This is a genomic window from Pseudomonas sp. SC3(2021), assembly GCF_019856535.1.
Classification (GTDB): Bacteria; Pseudomonadota; Gammaproteobacteria; order Pseudomonadales; family Pseudomonadaceae; genus Aquipseudomonas; species Aquipseudomonas monsensis.
Genome location: NZ_CP082236.1, coordinates 5,586,672 through 5,607,698, shown reverse-complemented (window position 1 = coordinate 5,607,698; position 21,027 = coordinate 5,586,672). Strand labels below are relative to the sequence as shown.

Annotated in this window: 18 protein-coding genes; 2 read left to right on the top strand and 16 right to left on the bottom strand. The window is 61.8% G+C overall.

Annotated elements, in window-relative coordinates; genetic code table 11:
- Positions 1 to 11: 11 nt before the first annotated feature.
- The 16 genes from K5Y35_RS24890 to K5Y35_RS24815 form a co-directional block, all read right to left on the bottom strand.
- Entirely contained in the window at positions 12 to 803 is a 792-nt protein-coding gene (locus K5Y35_RS24890; RefSeq protein ID WP_222833229.1) for a ChbG/HpnK family deacetylase, read from the bottom strand.
- Complete coding sequence (locus K5Y35_RS24885; protein ID WP_123467490.1) at positions 775 to 1,959, bottom strand: GNAT family N-acetyltransferase; 1,185 nt, start codon at positions 1,957 to 1,959, stop codon at positions 775 to 777. The genes K5Y35_RS24890 and K5Y35_RS24885 overlap by 29 nt, the downstream gene beginning before the upstream one ends.
- Before the next feature lie 4 nt (positions 1,960 to 1,963).
- On the bottom strand, positions 1,964 to 2,653 hold the full coding sequence (locus tag K5Y35_RS24880; RefSeq protein ID WP_123469143.1) for an N-acetyltransferase: 690 nt from the start codon (positions 2,651 to 2,653) through the stop codon (positions 1,964 to 1,966).
- Positions 2,654 to 2,721: 68 nt separating this feature from the next.
- Complete coding sequence (locus tag K5Y35_RS24875) at positions 2,722 to 4,644, bottom strand: hypothetical protein (RefSeq protein ID WP_222833228.1); 1,923 nt, start codon at positions 4,642 to 4,644, stop codon at positions 2,722 to 2,724.
- Entirely contained in the window at positions 4,641 to 5,948 is a 1,308-nt protein-coding gene (locus K5Y35_RS24870) for a lipopolysaccharide biosynthesis protein (protein ID WP_123467494.1), read from the bottom strand. Before K5Y35_RS24870 ends, K5Y35_RS24875 begins: the two co-directional genes overlap by 4 nt.
- On the bottom strand, positions 5,945 to 6,946 hold the full coding sequence (locus K5Y35_RS24865; protein WP_123467496.1) for a polysaccharide deacetylase family protein: 1,002 nt from the start codon (positions 6,944 to 6,946) through the stop codon (positions 5,945 to 5,947). The genes K5Y35_RS24870 and K5Y35_RS24865 overlap by 4 nt, the downstream gene beginning before the upstream one ends.
- A gap of 13 nt (positions 6,947 to 6,959) precedes the next feature.
- Entirely contained in the window at positions 6,960 to 8,096 is a 1,137-nt protein-coding gene (locus K5Y35_RS24860) for a glycosyltransferase (protein ID WP_123467498.1), read from the bottom strand.
- A complete protein-coding gene (locus K5Y35_RS24855) occupies positions 8,089 to 9,057 on the bottom strand; it encodes a glycosyltransferase (RefSeq protein WP_123467500.1) in 969 nt (322 codons plus the stop codon). The genes K5Y35_RS24860 and K5Y35_RS24855 overlap by 8 nt, the downstream gene beginning before the upstream one ends.
- On the bottom strand, positions 9,054 to 10,421 hold the full coding sequence (locus K5Y35_RS24850; protein ID WP_222833227.1) for an O-antigen ligase family protein: 1,368 nt from the start codon (positions 10,419 to 10,421) through the stop codon (positions 9,054 to 9,056). The genes K5Y35_RS24855 and K5Y35_RS24850 overlap by 4 nt, the downstream gene beginning before the upstream one ends.
- On the bottom strand, positions 10,418 to 11,509 hold the full coding sequence (locus K5Y35_RS24845) for a glycosyltransferase family 4 protein (protein WP_123467504.1): 1,092 nt from the start codon (positions 11,507 to 11,509) through the stop codon (positions 10,418 to 10,420). The genes K5Y35_RS24850 and K5Y35_RS24845 overlap by 4 nt, the downstream gene beginning before the upstream one ends.
- Positions 11,506 to 13,098 (bottom strand): GumC family protein, encoded by a 1,593-nt coding sequence (locus K5Y35_RS24840; RefSeq protein ID WP_123467506.1) that lies wholly within the window; start codon positions 13,096 to 13,098, stop codon positions 11,506 to 11,508. Before K5Y35_RS24840 ends, K5Y35_RS24845 begins: the two co-directional genes overlap by 4 nt.
- Before the next feature lie 17 nt (positions 13,099 to 13,115).
- Complete coding sequence (locus tag K5Y35_RS24835) at positions 13,116 to 14,141, bottom strand: polysaccharide biosynthesis/export family protein (RefSeq protein WP_123467508.1); 1,026 nt, start codon at positions 14,139 to 14,141, stop codon at positions 13,116 to 13,118.
- A gap of 21 nt (positions 14,142 to 14,162) precedes the next feature.
- Positions 14,163 to 14,810, bottom strand: coding sequence for a CpsD/CapB family tyrosine-protein kinase (locus tag K5Y35_RS24830; protein ID WP_186747301.1), 648 nt, complete (start codon positions 14,808 to 14,810; stop codon positions 14,163 to 14,165).
- Positions 14,810 to 15,556, bottom strand: coding sequence for a sugar transferase (locus K5Y35_RS24825; protein ID WP_123467512.1), 747 nt, complete (start codon positions 15,554 to 15,556; stop codon positions 14,810 to 14,812). Before K5Y35_RS24825 ends, K5Y35_RS24830 begins: the two co-directional genes overlap by 1 nt.
- A gap of 18 nt (positions 15,557 to 15,574) precedes the next feature.
- Positions 15,575 to 16,612 (bottom strand): NAD-dependent epimerase, encoded by a 1,038-nt coding sequence (locus K5Y35_RS24820; RefSeq protein WP_123467514.1) that lies wholly within the window; start codon positions 16,610 to 16,612, stop codon positions 15,575 to 15,577.
- Positions 16,609 to 17,961, bottom strand: coding sequence for a UDP-glucose dehydrogenase family protein (locus tag K5Y35_RS24815; protein WP_222833226.1), 1,353 nt, complete (start codon positions 17,959 to 17,961; stop codon positions 16,609 to 16,611). Before K5Y35_RS24815 ends, K5Y35_RS24820 begins: the two co-directional genes overlap by 4 nt.
- A gap of 389 nt (positions 17,962 to 18,350) precedes the next feature.
- Here K5Y35_RS24815 and K5Y35_RS24810 point away from each other — a divergent pair, with 389 nt between their 5' ends.
- Together K5Y35_RS24810 and K5Y35_RS24805 are read left to right on the top strand one after the other, a co-directional pair.
- The gene (locus K5Y35_RS24810) at positions 18,351 to 20,048 is read left to right on the top strand and encodes a sulfatase-like hydrolase/transferase (protein WP_222833225.1); all 1,698 of its coding nucleotides are present in this window, start codon (positions 18,351 to 18,353) and stop codon (positions 20,046 to 20,048) included.
- 304 nt (positions 20,049 to 20,352) lie between these two features.
- On the top strand, positions 20,353 to 21,006 hold the full coding sequence (locus K5Y35_RS24805) for an ABC transporter ATP-binding protein (RefSeq protein ID WP_186747305.1): 654 nt from the start codon (positions 20,353 to 20,355) through the stop codon (positions 21,004 to 21,006).
- The last annotated feature ends 21 nt before the right edge of the window (positions 21,007 to 21,027 follow it).

The following is a 21,027-nucleotide window of genomic DNA, read 5'->3' as shown; positions in this document are numbered from 1 at the left end:
ACTTGTGTAGCTCAATCGAGTGCCGTCGCCCCGCGTAGAAAATCCTTGTTCAGATCGGTATAGGAAACCCGCGGAACGCCCATCAGCCGCTGCTCTAGAACACGGCTCAAAGACTCGTCGGGGTGGAGATAGGCATCGCCAAAGTCGGCGCCGAGTTGCGTCGGATGCGCGACGATTTCCAGCACGCCGTCGGTCGGCGCTTTGTCGTTGCGCAGGTCGATCGGCGTGCACACGTAATCGGCGGTGACACCGGCCAGACTCTGCAAACGCCAATTGAGCAATCCCTTGAATACACGCTTGGGCAGATTGAGGTTTTGCCCCAGGTTGCGCGCCAGCCGAATCGGTACACCTTGATGCGCGGCAAACCGTGCGACGATCTCGCCGATCGGCCAGATGTTGTGCACGTGCTGATGTGAATCGATATGGCTGGGACGCATGCCGTGCTCGACACAGCGCTGCCACTGCGCCTGCAGCTCTTCGCGCACCGCGTCGCGATCCTCACGCCCAAGCCACAGGCTGTGACGCGGCAAGCTGAGGTCGAACACCCCGTGGCCATCGCAGAAGGTGCGACTGCGCAGGATCGCCGCACTCAGCGGCCGGCCGTACGTCAGGTTGAAATGCAACCCGACCCGACCTTGCAGCGAAGCATGCCGGGCCATCGTGCAGGCCGCTTCGAATGCAGGCATGTTGGCCATGGCGGTGGCGCTGCTGATGACCCCGGCCTGAAACGCGGCGAAGATCACCGCGTTTTCGTTCGGGCTGAGGCCGAAATCGTCAGCGTTGACTATGACTTGGCGAGGCATGTTCGCCCTCCGTGGTGATTGCGACAGGTTTGACGACAGGTGCAGGTTTATCTGCGCGTTTGGCGCGCCACTGTTGCAGCGTCGGTTTGAGTCGATGCCACAGGCGCAGGCCGAGGCCGAGCACCAGACCACTCGGGCGCCATGAGTAGAAACTCCAGCGCCAATGCTCCAGTTGCCCGGTCATGCGTTCGTGCAGTTGATGGCTGGAGTTTTCCAGGCTGACCCGCGAGGCGTCGATCCAGCGCCAGTTGTCGTCCAGCCCCCAGCGAATCCATTCCTCCAGCAACACCCGGCCGCTGCCCAGGTCGGCGTATTGCGGCAGGAAGGCGAGGTTGTAATCGTAGAGCCGACCCTGTTCGAGCAGGCCGAGCCGGTAGCTGATGCAGCGGCCGTTCAACTCCAGTGTCACCACCCGCACCAGGCCCTGGCCGGCGAGGGCGGTGAAGGCGCGCTCGATCAGTTGGCGGCTGCGTTCGCTGGCGAAAATCCCCACGCCTTCGTCACCTTTCCAGCTCACCGCTTCGACGTCGCTGATGACCTGCAGCAGTGGGCCCATGCTCATCGCATCGGGCACGATGCGCCGCACCTCGGCACCGCACGCGGCAATCCGCTTGCGTGCCCGACGCAGTTTGTAGCGCGGGTCGCCAGACACTTCCTGATGATCGGCCGCGCTGATCAGATGCACCGGCACCCGACAACTCAGGCGCCGTTCAGCGGTCGAGCTGCGCGCCATCCATTCGGTCAGCGCGCTTTCCTCACCCGCAGGTTCGGACAATTCATTGAGTTGCAGCAACGCGTGCGGCACCCGTTGGCGAATCAATAGCAACGCTTTGCGCATGTCCTCACAGCCGAGCAAAGACAACAGCGCCAAGCGATCGGCCAGTGGATACCCCAAGTGATGCACGACCCGGAACGGCACGCCGGCGAAACGCTCGCGACTCGCCACCAATGGCAGGCACAGACGCAATTCGTCCGCTTCCCACCCCAGCAGGATGTGCAAACGCTCACCCTCGCCAAGGGCCTGCTCGGCCGCGCACAACCAGCCGAGGTGGTTGAACGGCGTGTGATCCGTCACCCGCAGGCACAGCGCTTCATACGCTATTGCCGGGAAGTCGGCGGCGCACAGCGAAGTGCGCCATTCGAATCGCGTCACCATAGGCTCAGGCCGCCGTGGCTGTTACGGGTGGACGGGACGGTTTGCGCAGCGCATCCAGACGCGAGCCGCTGTAGCGGGTTTCGCGGTAGAAGTGCCAGCGACCGAACAGGGTGTACACATTCATGATGCGGTTTTGCTCGGTGTAGCCCATACGCAAGTGCAGCTTGAGCGCCGGGATGTTGTGGAATTCGCAGACGTCGACAACCTTGTCGCAACCTTGTGCGGCCATGGCTTTCCACAACTCGAGTTGCAGATCTACCGACAGCTCGGTGCCCCAATAGGCGCGGGTCAGTTCACCGCCGAACTCGAAGAATTCGCCGGGTTTCACCGGGAACATGCAGCCGTAATAGTGCCGGTCGAAATAGTCCCGCGCGCTGCCCCAGATAAACGCTACCGCGTCGCCCTGATCGTCGAGGTGCATATGCCCGGTGTGACCTTCGTTGGCCAGCTCGGCCATGGTGCCGACGCGGTCGCCGAAATAGCGCGCAAAGGCACTGGCGTTGTCCGCCGTGATCTTCACCACCCGCAGTGGCGGGTAGGGTTTGAGGCTGTGCGGCGGCACCGGGCTGACCAGATCGCGTTCCATCCACAGCAGTTCCTGATGGGAAAAAATGTAGTGTTTCCACGCTTTCTTGACGGTGGCAGTAAGTCCTTTCTGCCGCAGGTGTTCAGTCAGTTTGTTGAGCATGTTCATGGTGTTCACTCCGGATGACGAGGCATCGCGCGGCCACAGGCCTGCGCAGCTGAACATCAACGGACGGTTCATGACGCGCTCCAGCTAAGGGAGAAGAGGGTCTGCCCCGGAAGCTCGAAACGCACGCGTCCGTCCTGGCAGGCAAACGGCGCGTCGCGACTGCGATTGTCGGCGCCGAAGTAGCGCAAGGCGCCATTGTTCAACGGGCATTTCGCCCCGCTCAGATCAATGCGCTGCAGGCGTGTGCCTTTATTCACACCGAGCAGACCACGCTGCTCGTCGCCGGCCATCGCCAGTACATCCACCTCAAATCCATCGTTCTCCAGCCACAGCACCTGATGCAGCCAGTGCTGCGCAATGAACTGCTGGGCCAGCCCCACCGGTTTCAGCTCGAAGCGGCGTTCATCGTCCGAGACGCGCAGCATGCCTTTGGGGTATTGCGGCTCATCGGCGGCCTGGAACCAGTTGAGCATGCTCAGCAAGCCATCCTGCGAAGCGTTGATCACCACCGACGCCCACCACAGCGAGGTGTAGTGGGTTTCCTGATCGTAGGGGCTGAGGCTGGAACCGCTGGACAGATTGGTCTGGTCGAGCAGCAAGGCTTTACGCGGCTGACCCTTGCTGTCGAGGCCAACCAGTTCGGCGGCGCGCCGCACGCTGTCGCGGTAGACGCGAGTGGCGAGCAGGTCGCGGATCATCCATTCGTGCCACGCCAGTGCATCGACCTGATCACCTGATTCACTGAGCAGACGTCGCGCCCAGTCGATGCCGCGCTTGTCTGCCGCGTTCTCGGCGAACGGCCCGTTGACCAGCCGCGAACTGGCCGGCATGGCAATGCGCACACCGGCCCTGGCATTGGCCGGATCGCTGCGCACCTGCCGGGCCATGCTGGTGAAGATCGCTTGATATTGCGCATAGCTGGAGTAGTTGAGGTTCGGCTCGTCGGCAAAGCCGATGTAGTGCGTGCCTTGACCGCCCAGCGCACGGGTGCCGGCGAGCCATGCCGCGAGGCCGCCGTTGCTTTGCACATCGGCGCGCAGATCGGCTTGCCGTTGGCTGCCAGCGAGCAGCGTGATGTCCTGCTTGATGCCGAAACGCTCCTGATACACCTGACGGAACGCATCTTCGAAGTGCGGATTCTTCGCCGTCACATCAACAAAGCTGTAGTAACTCGCCGCTGTCGGTTTCAGCGCATCGAGCGCGGCATGACTGGCCGCTGGCGGCATCACATAGGGCAGAGCGATGCCCAGATCCGGCGTGCGCCCCAGGACTTTGTCATGCACGACCAGATGGATCTGGCCGGCGTCTTCGCGCAAGGATTTGAGTTGCTGCGGGTTCTGCGCAAACAGATTGGCCGTGCCGTCGAGCCAGAACGCCACCTTGCCGCTGCCTTGCAGGCGCAGGCGCCAGACTTGCTCGCGCTCGCTGACCGGCAGTGCGACCTGATCGAATTGCCAGTAGGCGCGATAGGGTTTCAGCGCGAGTGTCAGCGCTTGATCATCGCCGACCCGTTGCGCCTGCAACGCGCTGACGCCGCCATGAAACTTGCCGGCCAGCACGGCGTGTTCGCCGGCGGCGACCTTGAAATACAATTCGTCGCCGTTTTGCGTTTCGGCACTGAAATGCACCTTGGCCGGGGCGAACAACGCGACGGTGCGCTCGTCATGCTCAACGCGATAATGGCGGAAACTGTAGCCGGGAATCTCCAGTCGATAACTGGCCGCGCCGGGCAACAGCGGCCAACTCTGGCTGCCACGGGTTTCACGGGCCTGAATGAACCGGTCGTCCTGCAACCTGCCCTGACCATCGAGCAGATACAAATGCTCTTCATTGGCCTCGGCCTGCCACGCCGGCGTCCAGCGCACCGTCACCGTATCCGGGCGATCCGCTTGCAGATACAGACTGCCGTCACGGATCTCGCCCCAACGCATGGACGCGGCAAAGGCGTCCAGCGACAGGCCGAGACCGAGCAGCAGGGCCAGGCCTTTCATGCGGTTTTCCGCCGTTGCAGCATCAGCCACATCGGTGTGACGTCGCGGGGCAGAATGATCAGGGTTTGCCAGAACGGCACGCCGCTCAAGCGGCAGTACAACACCAGCATCGCCACGGTCACGGCCAGATAGGCAATCGACGAAGCCGCCGCCGCGCCGACGATGCCGTAGGCCGGAATCAGCACCAGGTTCAGCGCCAGATTGAGCAGGGCGCCCAGACCCATCAACAACGACACCGTGCCGGGACGGTTTTTGCCCAGCAGATCGAGGCGCAGAATGCTTGCGTAGCACAGGCCCAGCAGCCCCGGCAGCAACGCGAGCAACGCCGGGTACGCCGGTTGGTAAGCGACCCCGAACAACGTGACGATCAGCCATTGGCCAATCACCGCCATGCTCAGGCAAGCGCCGAGCATCACCGTGGCGGTCAGGCGCAGGGCCAGTGGCGTGACCTTGTCCATGCCTTCGTCCTGTTGCAGCAGGCGTTTCATCAAGGGCGTGGTCACCGCCTCCGGAACGATCAGCAGCAGTTCGGCGGCGGCGCTCGCCATTGCGTAATGGCCCAGCGCGGTACTGCCGAGCAAAGCACCGATAAACAGATAATCCGAGCGCAGGATCACTTGCTGGAACAGCAGGTCCGGATGGCTGCGGGCGCTGTAGCGCAGCAGTTCGTTCTGGCTGGCGCGATCCCATTGCAGCTGCAACGGTTGCGCACGTTTGAGCCAGACCCAGCCGGCGAGCACGACCAGGCTGATGCCGGCCAGCCAACTGATCAGCGCCGCTTCGAGGGCGGCACTTTTCCACATCCAGAACAGGGCGAGAAACAGCAGCAGCGGCGCCAGCGACTCGACCAGGCGCAAGGCGTTGAACGCCACCACCCCACCCGAGGCGTTGTGCAAGGTCAGCAGACCGCTTTTCAATACCGTCAGCGGCACCGCCAGCAGCAACAGCCAGGCGAGCAGACCGAGTTGCACGGTGACATCCAGTTCACTGCCGAATTCACGTACCAGCGCCACCACCAGCAAGGTCAACAACCCGGCCAGCAAACAGCCGAACACCAACACCTGACTGAGCAGCAGGCCCATCGGCCGTTGCTTGGCGGCCTGATAGCCAACCGCCGAATTCAGCCCGCCACTGGTGGCCGCACTGATCAGGTCCGGCAAGGTGCTGAGCAGGGCAAACAGCCCGCGCTCACTTGGCCCGAGGATCCGCGCCAGCAGCACGTTGCGCAGCAAACGCAGGGCGATCATCGCCAGTTTGGTGCCCATGCTCAGCGCCAGATGCTTGAGGTAGTGGCCTCGACTCATGGCCGTGCCCCGCGAAAGATTCGCCACGACAGCAGTTCCGGATTGCGTGCAGTGCGCTGACTGACGCCGAAACGCGGGAGGTTCAGCGGATCGCCTTCGCCGCGATAGATGCCGGTGGCGGTGCCCAGGGCGAACGGATAATCGTGGCGGGCAAGCTGTTCGCGCACGCGTTGGTCGTTGTCACCGTTGGGGTAGCAATACACCGGCAACGGCCGGTTGCAGCCATTGTTCAGGGCATCGCGGCTGCGGCTGATTTCCTCGCTCAGGCGTACATCATCCAGACCGGTGAGGATCGCGTGACTGGCACCGTGCGGGCCGAAACGCACCAGCCCGGACGCCTCCAGCGCCCGCACCTGATGCCAGTCCAGCGCTTGCGGCTGCGACTCTTGCGGACATTCATCGGTCAGGCGTTCCAGTTCACGCGGCTCCAGGCCCTTGAGCCCTTGCAGGTAATGCAACAGCGCCAGACTGCGCCGGTCGACGTCGATGTCGTCGAGCAGCACCGGCAGCGGATGACCGCACGCTTGCAGGCATTCGATCAAATGCATTCGCGGCTTCTCGCCGTGGCTGCCCCACAGGGTTTCGCCGAGGGCCTCCCACCAGAAGCGCTGACGGCTGCCGATGAAATCGGTGGAGAGGAAAATACTCGCCGGTATCTGATATTTCTGCAGCAGCGGCCAGGCGTTGACCGCGTTGTCGCGCCAGCCGTCATCGAACGTCAGCGCCACCCGCGGGCGCTCGGTGCGCAGCGAGTTGGGCTGGAGGATTTCCATCAGCGGCACGCAGTCGAAGTGGCGACGCAGCCACACCAGCAAGTGCTCGAAGGCCTTGGGCCCGACGCACAGTTCATTGCGGTGCGGCAGGTTGGCGGCGCGGTCGTTGGCCAGCACCCGGTGCAGCATCAGAATCACCCCGGCACCGTGCAACTGGTTGCGGCCCACGGAAGAGTTGAGATAGAGCCAGCCACTGGTGCGTTTTATCAGTTGTTTGATCGCCATGGCTTCGGTCCTCTTAACGGTTCTGTTCAGGATTCCACTGGGCATACCGCTGGCCGCGCAGGAACTGCCACAGGCCGAGGCTCATCCCGGCGAGCGTGACCAGCAGAAACGCGGCCAGACGAAACGGTTTCGGCAAGCGGTGTTGCGAGTCGAGTAAACCGGCGATCGCCACGCCATAGCCGAACAGCTGGGCGATCAGGGCCAGGCGATAGAAACCGTGGTCGTCCCACAGCCAGAAGTTGCTCAGCAGCAACGGCAGCAGGAGGATCGGCGCCAGGCGGCGGATCAGTTTGTGGCTGATCAGTGCGACCGAATACAGGCCATGTTTGAGGGGGTTGAGCAGCTCACTGCGCTGGGCCAGGCTTTGCAAGCCACCGACAGTCACGCGTTGACGACGGCGGAACTGTTTGTCCGCTTCGTCGACGCCGTGGTCGATCACTTGCGCCTCGGGGACGTACACAATGCGTTTGAAAGCGACCGGTGCGCAGGTACTGATGAAAAAATCGTCGTTGACCTCCGCCGGTACGTTCTGGAACAGCTCGCGGCGCAGGGCGAGCAGAGCACCGTCGGCGGAGACCATGCAGCCGGTGCGGTTCTCCATCCGGCGCAACCAGCCCTCGTAGTGCCGATACAGGCTGTCGCCGACGCTGAGGCCGCCGCCGGTCACCGGGATCACCATGTGCCCGGCGCAGGCACCGACAGCGGGATCGCTCAACGGCGCGAGCAAGTGGCCGAGGGTTTCCCGCGACCATTGGTTGTCGGCATCGGTGAACACCAGAATGTCGCCGGTGGTCAGGGCCACTCCGGCGTTCAGCGTTGCCGCTTTGCCCTGACGCGGCAGGTCGAGCACGCTGATGCGCGCATCAACCACCTTGCGCGCGCAGGCCACGGTGTCGTCGCTGGAGCCGTCGCTGGCGAGAATGATCTGCAAGCTGGCCGGTTGATAATCCTGCGCCAGCAACGTGCGCAGCTTGTGCTCGATATGCCGCGCCTCGTTGTGTGCGGCGATCACGATGCTTACGTTCAGCGGCGGTGCCGGGGCGTGACGCCATGCCGGAAACAGCGGCGACAGAAGTGTCAGCAGCAACGGGTAACCCACGTAGGCATACACCGGCAGCAACAGGCACAGCCAGAAAATGAATTCAGCCACGGGCAGGCCTCCTGGCGTTCCAATGACACAGGTTAAGAATAAACGCCGCCCCGGCGAGGTGCAGGCGCAGCCAGTGCAGGCCCCACAGTTGCAGGGTCAGTCCGAGGTCGTGATGGCGTGCACTCTGACGAATGCTCAGGACCAGTCCGGGCAACAGGGTCAACAGCACCATGACCGCCGCGTGATGCGGAAAACCGTCGAGCAGAGCCGAGATCGCGAGGAAATCCAGAATCCACACCGCCAGCGACAGCAGCGGAAAACGCAGCAGGCGCAGGCTGAAACCATGGGTGCGCAGCAGTTGCAGATGGCTGCCCTGACGCCACATTTCCTTGCCCATCCATTCACGCCAGTTCATCTCGTAGCCCCAGTGCAGGGCCACGCTGCTGTTCACCGACAGCAGCCGCGCACCTTGTTTGTGCAGGCGCAGGGTGAACTCCTTGTCTTCGCCGGTGCGCAGGTGTTCGTTGAACCCGCCGACCTTGTCGAAACAGCTGCGGCGCATCAGCAGGTTGGAACTGGGCAGCCACTCCACCGGGTGCGACGCCTGAGTCGACGGGCGCAGTGTGCGCCGTTGCCAGGCGGTGGCGTACCACGGCGCGGCGGCGGGGGTGTGCAGGTCGAGACCGAACACGTCGGCCTGTCCCTCGGCTTGCAGCTCGAACAATGGCTTGAGCCAGTCTTCGGGCATCTCGACATCGGCGTCGATGAACGCGAGCCACTCGCCGCTCGCCAGCAGCGCGCCGCGATTGCGCAGGGCGCCGATCAGCAGGCCCGGCAGCACCAGCACCTGCGCGCCGAACTGGCGGGCGATGTGCGGACCGTCGTCGCTCGAGCCGTTGTCGACCACAACCAACTCACACTCCACATTGGCTGCATGCGCGGCTTTTTGTGCAGCCAGCAGCGTGCGGCCGATGTGCCGGGCCTCGTTGTACATCGGGATAATGATGCTGATCCGGCTCATGTGCGGGCCTCGGTCAGGGGGGCTTGTTCGGCTTTCAGGCGCAGCACGCTGGTCAGCGCGAGCATGATCCACACGTATTTATGGTTCGGCGCGCTGAGGAAGATCAGGAACAGGGTCAGCGACAGAAAGCTCACGCCCAGGTGGGTCATCAGGTCCGCCTGTTGCCCGTCACGGCGCAGCAGCCACGTGGCGCGTGCACGGATCAGGTTGTACAGGCCCAGGCCAAGCATGCCGACGAACAGCAGCCCGGCGGGAATCCCCAGTTCACTGAAGATTTCCAGGTAGGTGTTGTGGGCACGGCGATAGAGGTCGCCGATCTTGCGGTTGGCGGAAAACGCCTTGGCGTAACCGGTGGTTGCATAGTGCAGCGGGAAAGTGCCGGGGCCGGAGCCGAGCAGCGGGTTCTCGCGGATCATCTGGCTGCCGACCACGATGTACGAGGCGCGACGGCCGAGGGATTCATCCTGTGCTTTGGAGCCGGCGCTGAGAATACTCAGCGACTGAATGCGTGCGACGTATCCGGCGGGCATCGCGTAGATCGCCAGCGGAATCACGATGGCTGCGCCGAGCATGGCGAAACCCAGGTGCCGTGGGCGGATCCGGGTCAGTTGGGCGCGGTAGTGCCAGCAGCCGATCAACAGACTCAGCGCCACCACCACCAACCCGGAGCGCGACTCGGTCTTGGTCATGCCGCCGAGCAGCAACAGGCAGCAGGCGCCCCAGAACAACCGGTGCAGCAGGTTGGGGCCGCGAATCACCAACAGCAGCGCCAACGGAATGGCGAAGGCGATCAGCAGGGCGAAGGCGTTGGGGTCTTCGAGCAGCCCGGCCGCACGACCCTGGTCCTGAAATTTGGCCGAGAACATCGCCATGGCGCAGGTGGCGCTGACGCTCAGGGTTACCAGTCTGGCAAACAGGTCGAGGTTCAGTTCGCGACCAATCAGCAAGGTGATGACAAACAGGATCAGCCCGACGCTCAACTCGCGCAGGTGCCCCAGCGACATGCCCAGGTCATCGGTATTGAGCAGGCTGAGGAAATACAGGACCAGAAACCACAGCAAAAAACGCCACAGGTTGCTGCGCAGGCGCTCGCCGGGAATCTGATGCAGGGCCAGTTGCAGCATCAGGATCACCGCCAGCGAGGCGCCGAGCAGTTTGCTCCCGGAGAACGCGCTGTCCTTGAAGAACCCTTCGAACGGCACCAGCGCGGCAATCCCCAGCAGGCCCCAGGTCGGCTTGCGGTACAACACCGAAAAACCCACCAGACCAATGACGGCGGCGGGTGCCAGAAACGGATAAGGGCTGGCGAGCAAACCGATGCACACCAGGCCAAGCAGAGTGACGATCGAGAGCGGGAAAATCATGCGCGTGCCTCCCGTGCCGTGCGGATGTACAGTTGCGACCAGCGTTCGGCCAGGGCCTTGAGGTCGTAGCGATCCTGTTGCGTGCGTTTTGCGTTGTCGCGCAACTGGCGCGCCAGTTTCGGCTCGCTCAGCAGGGTGTCGAGCTGACGGGCGAGGGCGGCGGTGTCGACGGGGGAGGCGAGCAGGCCGTTATGCCGATGCTCGAGCACATCGGGAATCCCGCCCACCGCGAACGCCACCACCGGCACGCCAGCTTGCATCGCCTCCAGCAAAATCATCGGCGTGCCCTCGGTGCGCGAGCTGATCACCAGCGCATCGAGCTGTCGCCACCATGGTTGCATGTGGGTCTGATACCCCGGCAGACGTATCCGTTGCTGCAGACCGGCGTTGTCGATCCGTGCCTGCAACGCCTCGCGTTCCGGGCCATCGCCGAGCATCACCGCATCCAGTTGCGGATGCTGGTGACAGAGCGGGATCAGCACATCGAGAAACAGATCCGGGCCTTTTTCACTGCTCAAACGTCCGACGTAACCGCTCAGCCAACGCTGCCGGTCGCCGTCCGGAACCAGCGCCGCGGCAGCGGGCAAACCGTTGGGAATTACCTGCAACTTCTCCGCCCGGACACTGGCCTGACGGTGCAGCGCGGCGATGCTTTCCGCCACGCAGACCACCCGATCCACCGACGCGGTGCGGCACAGTTGCAGGCTCAGCCAGGTGTAGAACTTCTGCTTGCGACTGCGCGGGGTGAAGCCGTGCTGGGTAATCACCAGCGGCAGGCGCAACAGCGTCGCCCCGACCCAGCCGAATAGCAGGCCCTTGAAATTGTGCGTGTTGATTAGCGGCTGTTCACTGCGCCGCTGCCGCAAGTGCTTGAGCAATTCGCCCAGGCCGGCACACCCGCGACAGTCCACCCCGGCCTCACGGAAGCGCGCGATCAGTTCCGCTGGCGCGTCGAGAAACAGCACCTGATGCTGTCCCGGCGTCGCCAGGCAATGATCCAGCAACATCCGCTCGGCGCCATAGAAACCGCCGCTGCTGAGCAAATGAATGATCGGCAGCGCGGGGTTCGGGGCGGACGCGGTGTTCAATTGCGCACCCAGTGCACGAAGCTTGGCACCGTCCAGTTCTTGTGCGGATTGCTCGGCAGTGCGTTCTCGTCGTTGATCACCAGCAACACTGGCAGGCCCAGCTCGTGGCTGATTTGCGCCGGATGTTTGAAGCGATGATCGAAGAACTCACGCACGTAGACCAGGGCAATCGCCAGCAGCAAACCGGTGAGCAGGCCGAATGGAATGATCAGGAACGGTTTCGGAAATGCCGGCTCCGTCGGTTCGAACGGCGGGCTGAGCACCTTGGCGTTCGACAGGTCATCGTTGAGCGAGCCGGCGGTACTGCTTTCGGCGAAGCGTTGCGCGTAGGTCGAGAACGCCGTGTGCAGCGCGTCGATTTCCGTGTCCATCTGCCGCAACTTGCTTTGGGTCTGCTGCAAGGTGTGGATGCGGTTCTTGAACTCGGCAATGCGTGCGGTTTTCTGATTGATCACCTGTTGCACCACAGCCAGGTCGTTGGTGCGTTCCTGAATGCGGTTGCTCACCACTTTGAGAAATTGCTGACGGGTGCGGGCGATTTGCTCGCGGGTCAACAGCATGGGTTCGCTGCCGGGCTGGAACACTGCCAGATCGTTCATGTAGCGGCTGACCTGGGTGGTCAGTTGCTCACCCATTTGCTTGATCTCGCGATCCTCGAACGCCACGTTGTCCACCGTAGTGGTGAAGGTGTAGGGAAACGTGTAGTCGTTGAGCTTGTTATTGCTCGCGGCGGCCAGCGCGGTTTTCAGGTATTCGAGCCAGCGCTGGCTCTGCAACAGACGATCCTGATACAGGTTCAACGCTTGCTCCTCGGTGTTGATCGCGTTCAGGCGGAAGGTGATTTCTTCCTTCGGATCCGACGAGCCGACGCTTTCCAGCAAGGCCTGGCGGTTACCTTCCAGACCATCGAGGCGCACTTGATAGAGATGCTTCTTCGACTCGTAGAAAGACTGCGGCAAGTCGATCGACTGCAGTGCCTGACGGCTGACCAGATAGTTCTGCAGCAGGGCGCTGACAAACGTCGTGCCCTGATGCGGATCCGGGAAGCTGTAGACGATCGAGATTACATTGGAGCCGGGCAGGGTCTCGATTTTCAGGCTGTCGATGGCTTGCTGGGTCAACGCGTCGAGCGCGGTGTCACGCACCGGGTCGGTTTCCAGGCCGAGCATGTTGCGCAGCGGATTGATCAGGTACTGGCGCAGCGGCGAGGTGACATAGCGTTTGAACGGTTGCACGACCAGTCTGGCGAACATGCCGACCGGTGGCGTGTATTCGCCCTTGTCGCGCAGTTCGCTGATGGTCTGACGAATCAGCGCCGGTGACCGCAGAATGTTGCTCTCGGTTTCCATGTCCGCCAGTGACGGTGGAATGAAGGTGGCGTTATCCACTGTGAGTGACGTGGTGGCGTCACCCTGGGAGAGTTTTTTCGACTGCACGATCACCTGGGCGGTGATATCGAAGCTCTGTTTGAGCACCAGCGGCAGTAACAACGCGATGACTGCAAAGATCAGGAAGACCCGTTTCACCAGTTGCTTGTTGGCGAAGAAGATCCTGAAGAACTCATGCAGGTAGTTTTCCTTTGGATTCATGATCGTTCACCTGAGAGTCAGTTGTTGTTGCTGTCTTTGTTGTCGACGCGGTAGCCGAAGCTGAACCCGACGCCCTGGAACAGCACCACGTCGGCCAGTTGCCGGGCGAGTTCGCCGGCACTCGCCAGTTTGGTTTTCGGTACGAACAGCATGTCGTCCGGTTGCAGGTAGGCGATCTGCGACGCGTCGCCCGACAGGGCTTTTTCCACGTCGTAGTGCACGGCCTGCACCTGGTTGCCGTTGCGGCGCATGATCACCACCGAATCCAGACGGGCCTTGACGTTGGTGCCCCGGGCCAGGGTCAGCGCCTCAAGCACCGACACCGGACGGCGGATCGGGTAGGACCCCGGCTGGCCGACTTCGCCGAGCACGTAGATTTCATTGCCGGCGGTGGATTTGAGCAGCACATCGACGCTCATCCGTCCGGGCAATTGCGCGTACTTCTGGTTGAGGAAGGTTTCCAGTTGATTGACGGTCATGCCTTGCAGCGGCACGGCGCCGATTTCCGGGAAGCTTGCGTAGCCGTCGGTGCCGACGGTGATCTCACGGCTCATGCCGGTGGCCGGGTGGTTCAGCGCGTTTTTCAGGTTCTGCTCGTTGGTCAACGGACTGATGATCTGCACGGTCAATTGATTGCGGTTGGGCTGAAACAACTGTTTGCGCTGATAGGCACGCTGAATTTCTTCACGGGCCTCATCGCTCGTCAGCCCGGCGATTTTCACCGAGGTGTTGGCTCCCGGCAGGTTGATGGTGCCGTCGGGCAGCACCAGTTGGTTGCCGTTGAGCTGGCTGGCCGCGGTGAAGTTCAGGCCGATCTGATCACCCGACTGCACGCGGTAGGCATCCGAGCCGCTGGTGCTGATGTGGAAGATCACGTCCAGCACATCCTGCGGGCGCAGGGTCTGCTCGACCTTCGGCATGTCGGTGGCCTGGGCGTTGGCCGGCGTCGCGGTGAGGATATTCACCGGCATGTTCTGGGTTTCGGAGGTGCTTGAGCAGCCTGCAAGCGGCAGCATCAGCAGAACAAGTATCTTGGCGTTCATGGCGTCATCCTTCGCGTTTGCTTACAGGTTTTTGTAAAGCCATTTGGGCATGTAGTACTTGCGTCGGTTGAACACGCTGCCGACCACTTTTGCCCCGGCCTGAGTCAGGCGTTGCACGGCGGCCTGGGCGACTTCCCAGCGGGTGTCTTCGGCGCGAACGACAAACACCACACCATCGACCTGCGTGCTGATCACCAGCGTGTCGGCGGCGGAATACACCGCGTCGCCGTCGATCACCACAAAGCGATACTGGCTGCCCAACTGGTCGAGCAATGGGCTCAGGCGCTCGGCGGTGAGGTGTTCCAGGGTGCGGATCGGCCGGCCGTTGGGCAGTACGTGAAACGGCAGGCTCGACACCTGCACCACGCAGTCCTGCAACAGCGGCGGGTTGTCCGGGTTGAACAGCAAGTCACGCAGGCCGCGCTCCTTGCTCAGGTTCAATTGCCGGGTCAGGTTGCTTGCCGACTGGCTGGCGTCTACCAGCAGCACCTGGCCGCTGCTCATTTGCGCCAGTTGGCTGGCCAACGCGAGGGCGCTGGTGGTGGTGCCGGCACCGGGGTTGGCGGCGGTCAGGAACAGGATCCGCAGATCCAGATCCAGCACGGTCGAGGTCAGGTTCGATTCGCTGGGGTTGGCGATGCTCAGGCTTTTGTTGGTTGAACCGTCCATTAGCTTGCTCCGTGGCCGCTGAATACTTTGAAGGGGGTTTTCAACAGAATCTTCAAATCAAGCAAAAGGCTCTGCTCGGCGATATAGCTGAGGTCCAACTCAACGCGCTGGTCGAAGTCGATGTTGCTGCGTCCGGAGATCTGCCACAGGCCGGTCATGCCGGGGTAGATCGCCAGACGGGCAAGGTGGTTGTCCTTGTAGCGGTAGGCGTTGAACGAGGTCGGACGGGGGCCGACCAGGCGCATGTCACCGGTCACCACGTTGATCAGGTTGGGCAGTTCGTCGAGGCTGGTGCGCCGCAGGAAACCGCCAATCCGGGTGATGCGTGGGTCCTTGTCGATCTTGAAATCAATCGCGTCGACCCCGTGCTTGTTGAGGTGACGCAGCGACTCTTTCAGTTCTTCGGCGTTGGCGACCATGGTGCGGAATTTGTACATGCCGAACTTGCGGCCGCGGTAGCCGGTGCGTTTCTGCACGAACATCACCGGCCCCGGGCTGGTGAACTTGATGATCAGCGCCAGGCCGACCAACAGCGGCGAAATCAATAGCAGAATCGCCAGGGCGCCGAAGCAGGCCATCACCCGATTGGTGCGCGACAGTTGCCATGGACGACCGCCTTCGCGGCCCGTGAACCAGCCGCGTCCCTGGCGATGAATCGCCGCATCGAGGCGCATCCGGTGCTCGGGGTCAATGCGCTTGTCGCGGCGCATTTGTTGGATCGGTACACCTTGCTCATGTCCAGTCATGGGGTCCTCCGCTGATGTTCAGCCGCGAGCGGCGCGTGGGCGACAGGCAGTGGGGTAGTAGTCGCGGAACCAGGCGATGAAACGCCCCAGCCCCTCATCCAGCTCGATCCGGGGCTGGAACCCGGTGGCCTGGGCCAGATCGTCGGTCTCGGCACAGGTGTTGAGCACATCGCCCGGTTGCAGGGGCAAGAGCTCGACAATGGCTTTCTGACCGAGGTGTTTTTCCATCAACGCCAGGTAGGTTTTCAGCTCCACCGGGTGGTGGCCACCGATGTTGAACAGGCGCCACGGCGCCATGCTGCTGCCCGCGTCGGGATGTTCGCGATCCCACTCGGGGTGGTTGTGCGGCGGATGGTCGGTGAGGCGCGCGATGCTTTCGATGATGTCGTCGATGTAGGTGAAATCCCGTTGGTGCTCGCCGTAGTTGAACAGTTTCAGCGGCGTGCCTTCGGTGATCGCGCGGGCGAACTGGATCGGCGACATGTCGGGCCGACCCCAGGGGCCGTACACGGTGAAAAAGCGCAGGCCGGTGCTGGGAATACCGAACAGGTGGCTGTAACTGTGGGCCATCAGCTCGTTGGCTTTTTTGGTCGCGGCGTACAGCGACAGTGGGTGATTGACGCCGTCGTGCACCGAATACGGGGTGTGCTGGTTGGCGCCGTACACCGAACTCGACGAGGCATAGATCAAGTGCTTGACCGGATGATGCCGGCAGCCTTCGAGAATGTTCAAAAAGCCGCTGAGGTTGCTGTCCAGATAGGCCTTCGGGTTTTCCAGCGAGTAGCGCACCCCGGCCTGCGCCGCGAGGTGGATCACCACTTGCGGTTGCTCGCGGACAAACAGCGCTTCAATCGCGGCGGCGTCGGCCAGGTCAATCCGCGCGAGCGGGAAATGCCCGACCTGATCGCGTACCCATCGCACGCGATCGTGTTTGAGTTGCGGATCGTAATAGCCGTTGAAGTTATCCAGGCCGACCACCGCATGCCCGTCGCGCATCAGCCGCAACACGCAATGGGCGCCAATGAAGCCGGCTGCGCCGGTGACCAGGATTTTCATGGGCGTAGCCCTTGCGGTGCGATGTGACGCAGGCCGATGCCGCTGTAATGCAGGCCGGCGGCGGCCACGTGTTCCGGGTTGTAGAGGTTGCGGCCGTCGATGATGACTTTCGAACGCAGTTTTTCCGCGAGCAGGTCGAAGTCCACCACGCGAAAGTTTTTCCATTCGGTGCAGATCACCAAGGCATCGGCGTCTTCCAGAGTGTCGTCGCGGGTGGCGCACAGGTGCAGGTCGTTGCGATAGCCGTAAAGGCGCCGGCATTCGGACATGGCTTCCGGATCATAGGCTTGCACACTGGCGCCTTCGGCCCACAGCGCGTCCATCAGGTAACGACTGGGCGCTTCGCGCATGTCGTCGGTGTTCGGTTTGAACGCCAGGCCCCAGATCGCGATGGACTTGCCGGCCAGGCCTTGCGGAAACTGCGCCTTGAGTTTGCTGAAGAGGATGTGGCGCTGGCTGTCGTTGACGTCGGTGACGCTGCGCAGCAGTTTCATCGGCATGCCGTTGTGTTCGGCGGTGTGCAGCAGGGCACGCAGGTCCTTGGGAAAGCATGAGCCACCGAAGCCGCAGCCCGGATAGATGAAGTGGTAACCGATGCGTGGATCCGAGCCGATGCCTTTGCGCACGGCTTCGATGTCGGCGCCCAGCAGTTCGGTGAGGTTGGCCAGTTCGTTCATGAAACTGATGCGCGTGGCGAGCATGGCGTTGGCGGCGTACTTGGTCAGTTCGGCGCTGCGGTTGTCCATGAACATGAGTTTTTCGTGATTGCGGCAGAACGGCGCGTACAGCTCGCTCATCTGCTCGCGAGCCACGTCATCGCGAGTACCGACGATGATCCGGTCGGGGCGCATGCAGTCGGCAAGGGCGCTGCCTTCCTTGAGAAATTCGGGGTTGGAGACAACGCGCACGGCCAGATTGCTTTTGCCGCGACGCAGCAGTTCGCTGTTGGCGGTGGCCAGCACCTGATCGGCCGTACCGACCGGCACCGTGGACTTGATGATCAGGGTGCGATCGGCCTCCATGTGCGAAGCGATCTGCCGGGCGACGTTGAGCACGTGGCTGAGGTCGGCGGAACCGTCTTCATCGGCCGGCGTGCCGACGGCGATGAAAATCAGCTCGGCATGCTCGACCGCATCGCTGGCCTGGGTGCTGAACAGCAGACGGCCGGTCTTGATGTTTTCTTCAAGTGTGCCCGACAGTCCCGGTTCGCTGATGGGCGGCACGGCTTGTTGCAGTTGTTTAATCTTGTTTGGGTCAATATCTACGCATAAAACCCGATGACCGACATCTGCAAGTGCGGCGGCTTGAATAAGTCCAACATAGCCCGTGCCAAATACGCTCACGTCCATCTGCGCACCCTCGATAGAGCGAAAAGAAGAAGTTCGGAAGAAGACTGTAAAAGGGGTATAGCGCAGGGTTTGGAAAGCGTGTCAGCAAAATGACATGTTGCACGTGTATAACACTTGAGCGTTTTTTGGCGATTGGCCATCAAGTCATTGCTGCGATTGAATTTGTTGATTTCTTGCAGATTTGTTCAGATTCAAAATAAGCGATGGACGGTTGTAAGTCGCTAATTTAAAGGCTTGTAGCGTTTAGTGTGTGTCAGATTTGAGTCATCGTTTTTTTGACGCTTTCTAAAAAAAACAGTCAATTCTTGCGCTTTGATGGCCGGGTGCTAGTGTCAGATTTTGACCGACAAGCCTTTGACTCTCTGCCGTATTGCACGTCCGGTATCGCCATGTCCAGATATGCCAAAGAATTGCTTTTAATTATTTATCTGCTGCTTTATTCCGAATATTACATTGATCGGTTAAATGCTATCGGTGTCGGTTTTGCTGTGCTTCTTTTTGGCGCGATGTTTTTGGCGCTGACTTTAGCGTTATATCTAACGGCTTATATTCGTCAGGCGCTCATTCGCCACTTATTCGCAATAACACTGTTTGTCTCGGCGGTGTTTTTTGATGTCTATACCCGGGTCACTGCGGATTACCTGAGCTACAGCAGCTTTGTCTCCCTGGTGTACTCCGGCGGCTTCATCCAGGAAGCCGCCTACCAGTACCGCGATGCGATCATTCATGGCGCGCTCAGTGGCCTGCTGTTGTTGTTCGGCATCGGGCTCAAGCCGCGTCATGCGCTGAGGGTGCCCAATGCGCTGCGCGTGGCGGCGCCGGTGTGTGGCGTGTTGCTGTTGAGTACGGTGTTGTTCCTGCGGGCGGGCGAGGGCGCGCGGGGCTTGCCGATCATGTACACGCCGCTGGCCTATCTGAACCTGTTCGCCTACGAAGCGCTGCACAACACCGTCGGCCCGCGTGAACCGGTGACGCTGGCGCGCAACGCAACGGCGGTCAATCACGACATCGTGCTGATCATCGACGAAAGCATCTCTGGCAATTACCTGGACATCAACGCGCCGTTCGGGGTGCACAGCAACCTCAAGCAGGCGCATCCGGGTGTCGACATCTTCAATTACGGCTATGCCGCGTCCATTGCCAACTGCAGCGCCGACACCAACGTCACTCTGCGCTACGGCGGCACTCGCGACGATTACACGCGGATCAACAGCACCCTGCCGTCGATCTGGCAGTACGCGAAAAAAGCCGGGCTGCGCACGGTGTACATCGACGCCCAGCGCACCAGCGGCAACTTGCAGAACCTGATGACCGACAGCGAGAAAAAGGACATCGACCAATTCGTCCAGTTTGACCAGACCAGCGTGCGTGACCGCGACATGGCCGCCGCCGCGAAGCTGATCGAGTTGCTCAACGATGACCAGCCGGAGTTGGTGGTGATCAACAAGGTCGGCGCGCATTTCCCGGTGCACGACAAGTACCCCGACGCGTTCATGGCGTATCGCCCGACGCTGCCGCGCGGGCAGTTCACCGAAGTGGCCGACACCGGCAAGCGCGACGGTTTCAACGGCCAGCCGGACGATTGGGCGCTGTATCGCAATGCCTACAAGAACACGGTTCTCTGGAACGTTGGCGAGTTCTTCGCGCGGGTGTTTGCCCAGGCCAACTTGAATAATGCGCTGCTGATCTACACCTCCGATCACGGCCAGGACCTGCATGAACGCGGTAACCCCGGGCTCAATACGCACTGTGGCGGCGACCCGGTGGAGGAGGAGGGGCTGGTGCCGTTAGTGGTGATTCAGGGTGATCAGTTGCAGGGGCCCGACTGGGCGCAATCACTGACGGTGAACAAGGACCGCTCCAGCCACTACAACATTTTCCCGACCCTGCTGCAGTTGATGGGGTACGACCTGACGGGGATCGAGGCGGTGTATGGCAAGCCGTTGACGGTGCCGACGGCGGACGATTTCACCTTCAACTACCGCTTCAATGCGCGGCTGGGGGCCAAGCCTGAGTGGAAGCATATTGATCTGAATACCATTGTCACACCGGGGGAGGCGGCGACCCGTGTGGCAACCGGGCAGTGAGATTTGTGTCGGATTCACTGGCCTCATCGCTGGCAAGCCAGCTCCCACAGTGTTTTTTGCTGTACTCAGTATTTGTGAGCAACCTCAAGCCCTGTGGGAGCTGGCTTGCCGGCGATGAGGCCAGTTCGAACACTACTGATCTGAAGAGTCCTCCCACAGTGTTTGATGGTGAATCCAGTATGTGTGAGCAACCTCCATCCCTGTGGGAGCTGGCTTGCCAGCGATGAGCGCATAGCAAACATCCCTGATCTGCTGAGGCCGCTTTCCGCTATCCTTGCCCCACACTGACCCGGCGGATGGCGGCATGCTTCAGGTTCAAGGCGTCTTCAAAAGTTACCTCACCCCACAAGGCCCGCTCCCGGTGCTGCAAGGCATCGACCTGACCCTGGAGCCCGGCAGCAGTCTGGCGCTGATGGGCGAGTCCGGCAGTGGCAAAAGCACCTTGCTGCACCTGATCGCCGGCCTCGACAAGGTTGATCGCGGCAGCATCCGCAGTGGCGCGCATCGGCTGGAAACCCTGAACGAAGCGCAACTGGCCGACTGGCGCCGCACCGAGATCGGTCTGGTGTTCCAGCAGTTCAACCTGATCGGCAGCCTGCGGGTAGAGGACAATCTGGCGTTTCAGGCGCGCCTGGCCGGCCGCCATGATCCGCACTGGCAGGCGCATCTGGTGCAGCGCCTGGGGCTGGGCGAGTTGCTCAAGCGCTATCCCGAACAGTTGTCGGGCGGCCAGCAGCAGCGGGTCGCGCTGGCCCGGGCACTGGCGTCGCGGCCGAAATTGCTGTTGGCCGACGAGCCCACCGGCAGCCTCGACGAAGCCACCAGCGATGAAGTGCTGCGCCTGTTGCTGGAGCTGCTCGACGACACGCCGACCACGCTGCTGATGGTCACCCACAGTCCGCGTGTTGCCGCACGCCTGGCGCAGCGGGTGGTGTTGTCCAATGGCCGGCTGACGTGAACGTTTTCTGGCAAACCCTGC